The sequence below is a fragment of the Paenisporosarcina sp. OV554 genome (assembly GCF_003058165.1).
Lineage (GTDB): Bacteria > Bacillota > Bacilli > Bacillales_A > Planococcaceae > Paenisporosarcina.
This window is the reverse complement of the sequence record NZ_QBUC01000057.1, coordinates 1-3,130: the sequence shown is the minus strand read 5'-3', so window position 1 is coordinate 3,130 and position 3,130 is coordinate 1. Positions and strand designations below refer to the sequence as shown.

Here is a 3,130-nt window from a genome sequence, read left to right as displayed (position 1 = left end):
AATGGTCGTTGACACTCATGCATCATACTAGAGGGCTCTTTTTCTTTCAAGACCTCGAACATCCTTCAAACAGGAATGCTGCCCCGTTAGTTCAAGAAGAAAAAAGCTCTACTCCTTTTCGAAGTAAAGCACCCGTTAGTTTAACAAGGTTTAAATTATCCCTGCCGTAATATCTTTTGAAACATTCTGGGTTGAGATTTTTCAAAACCTTTTATCAATTCTTTTCCAAAAATAGTGATGGTCTCTTCCCAAGGGTGTCCCAATAATCCCCATTCAAAATTCTCGTGAATAAAAAAGTAATAATCACCGTTTGGAAAAATAGGTACTGTCCATTCATTAAACTCACTTTTTGGAAATTCTAAATGGGGGTTTATCCAATAACCTGGATGCTGCCAATCTACCGCATACATATATTCATTCTTCTGTGTGAGTTCTTGAAAAACAAGCAATGACTTATCCTCTAGATCATTATAAATCTCATCATAAGTATCTGAATCTGAATCTCTGGACCAATTTAAAAACGAAGATACATCATATGTGATAAATGGATTTGGAACTTCAAAAGATGGGAAGTTTGATATGCTTGGTTCAAAATCAAATTCATCATATATCCTATCCCATACCTTTTTATATTCTAATGCGGATAATTCAATCCAATTTCCCATTTGAATAGCCCCCTTTACGATGCTTTTATTGGGGGTTATTATATCATTTCTTGTTCAACAAACCTGCCCCGTTAGTTCAATAAGAAAAAAGGCTTCACTCCTTCTTGAAGTAAAGCACCGTTAGTTGAAGAATCAACCATCAACCTTTCCCTTTAACAGAGCCTTTTAAATTTAGGAAATACCTCAAAATACTGGATATATACCAAACTGGCAGTAGTAATCTAGGAGTTAAATATTCACTTTAAAATAAAAAGGTTGACCTATGCGTTTTCTCATACTATAATTTCGTTTATTATTATTTATATTAAATGAGCGACGAAAAGAACTTTATTAAGCCGGTCTCCCTGTTAGTAGAGAATCAGTGGTTGGTGAAAACTGATACAAAGATTAGGTGAATTTCATTCTTGGAGCTTTTTTTATACTACTTTATACAAAACGTAGTGTAAAAACGGGTTAAACCGTTATTTTACCAAGTGGGAAACATTGACTTGTTTCCAATTAGGGTGGTACCGCGTGAACAGCCACGTCCCTATCGTAAAAGATAGAGACGTGGCTTTTTTGTCTTTTAATATATCGAAGACATAATAAATATGGATTGGAATGGTTAGTTTGCAAACAACAGAGCAATGGTCATCAAAGATTGGTTTTATCTTATCAGCTGCAGGATCTGCTATTGGAGTAGGGGCAATATGGAAGCTCCCTTACGTTACAGGTATAAGCGGAGGAGGAGCATTCTTTCTTCTTTTTATCTTATTTTCTTTGTTTATGGGGTTTCCGTTATTATTAGCTGAGTTTGTTATTGGTAGAAGCACGCAAAAAGAAGCAATTAGTGCGTATCGTAGTCTTGCTCCTAATACTAATTGGCATTGGATTGGGAAGTTAGGGGTATTCACCAGTTTTCTATTATTGTCTTTTTATAGTGTAATTGGTGGTTGGATTTTAATATATTTTGCAAAAGGTCTTTTTGGAGGAATTATTAGCGAAGGGGCAGATTATGGGTCTGTCTTTAACATGACGATTGGAAATCCTCTCTTGGTTATTATTGCTCAATTTGTATTCTTAGTTATTACAGTTTTAGTGGTAGCTAAGGGGATTCAAAATGGAATTGAAAAAGTAAATAAAATTCTGATGCCCGCTTTGTTTGGACTATTTATCATTCTAATCATTCGCTCGCTTACATTAGATAATGCTATGGAGGGTGTGAAATTTTTTCTGGCGCCCGATTTCTCGAATATCACTTCTGAAAGTGTCCTTTTTGCGATGGGCCAAGCCTTTTTCTCTTTAAGTGTCGGAGTGTCAGTAATGGTTACTTATAGTTCCTATCTTTCCAAAAAAGAAAGCTTAATACAACCAGCTATTTCAATTGTTTCAATGAATTTATTGATTGCTTTATTGGCAGGTTTAGCAATTTTCCCAGCTGTATTTTCACTAGGCTTAGAACCAGCTGAAGGACCAGGTTTGCTATTTGTTGTATTGCCTGCTGTATTTGATCAAATTGTTTTTGGAGAAATCTTCTTAATAGGTTTTTTAGCATTATTTTTGTTTGCCACATTAACTTCCGCCTTTTCTATGTTAGAAATAATTGTAGCATCTATTGTTAAAGGAAAAACAGAAAAGCGAACAAAGTATGCGTTTATTATTGGTGCTCTAATTTTTATAGTTGGAATCCCTTCCGCATTATCTTATAGTATTTTTGCTGATATTCTAATTTTCTCGAAAAGCTTATTTGATTCTGCAGATTATTTAGTTAGTAATATTTTAATGCCGTTAGGCGTACTTTTAATCTCTATTTTCGTCTCACTTAAGATAGAGAAAAGCACTTTACGGGAGGAACTATTACAGCATTCTCGTTTAGGGGCAACTGCATTTAATATATGGTTCTTTATAATGAAGTTCATCATTCCATTAGTTATTATCCTCGTATTCCTTGATACTACTGGCTTACTGGATAAAATAATTGCAATTTTTTAAAATAAATACTATCTGAAAAAGTAGTGTTTCCAAGCTTTCCACTTATAAAACTAAATATGTTAAAAGAGCTTATTCTATAATGGAATAAGCTCTTTCAATTCTTAAGTCTTATCTATTTATTTGGTAGATAATTCACTTTCCGGTACCCATTTATGATTTTTCACTACTTCTCCATCTGAAGTTGGAGTGTAATCGACCATATATACTGTTGTTAGTTCTGCCGAATCAATTTCTGCAGCAGCACCTTCCATTCCAACCATGTGGTCAGCTTCAATGGTAACCATATTAATCCTCCCTAACCTACCCCGTTAATCAAATAAGAAAAAGAAAAAGAGCTACTTCCCTATATTGTTCAACTAAAGGACACATTATTTAAATACAACAAAAAAGACCTCCTTATGAGGGCACTGCAAAAGGGACTGAAATTCATATTTCTTTCTTGAAAGAGAGAGCTTTATTACGAAAAAAAAACTGATTCTCAAATATCTAAAAAT

2 protein-coding genes, 1 pseudogene and 1 other annotated feature are annotated in these 3,130 nt (G+C 34.1%); of the genes and pseudogenes, 1 reads left to right on the top strand and 2 read right to left on the bottom strand.

Going from position 1 to position 3,130, the window contains the following annotated elements; all coding sequences use genetic code 11:
* Nucleotides 1–155: 155 nt before the first annotated feature.
* Entirely contained in the window at nt 156–665 is a 510-nt protein-coding gene (locus C8K15_RS19770) for a DUF2716 domain-containing protein (protein WP_108588099.1), read from the bottom strand.
* 306 nt (nt 666–971) lie between these two features.
* Nucleotides 972–1,199: a binding site (T-box leader), on the top strand.
* 75 nt (nt 1,200–1,274) lie between these two features.
* On the opposite strand from C8K15_RS19770, the gene C8K15_RS19765 reads away from it, so the two are divergent.
* A complete protein-coding gene (locus C8K15_RS19765; protein ID WP_108588098.1) occupies nt 1,275–2,636 on the top strand; it encodes a sodium-dependent transporter in 1,362 nt (453 codons plus the stop codon).
* Between the two features lie 116 nt (nt 2,637–2,752).
* Here C8K15_RS19765 and C8K15_RS19760 read toward each other — a convergent pair.
* A pseudogene (locus C8K15_RS19760) lies at nt 2,753–2,923 on the bottom strand (YdhK family protein); the annotation flags it as partial.
* Nucleotides 2,924–3,130: the final 207 nt, after the last annotated feature.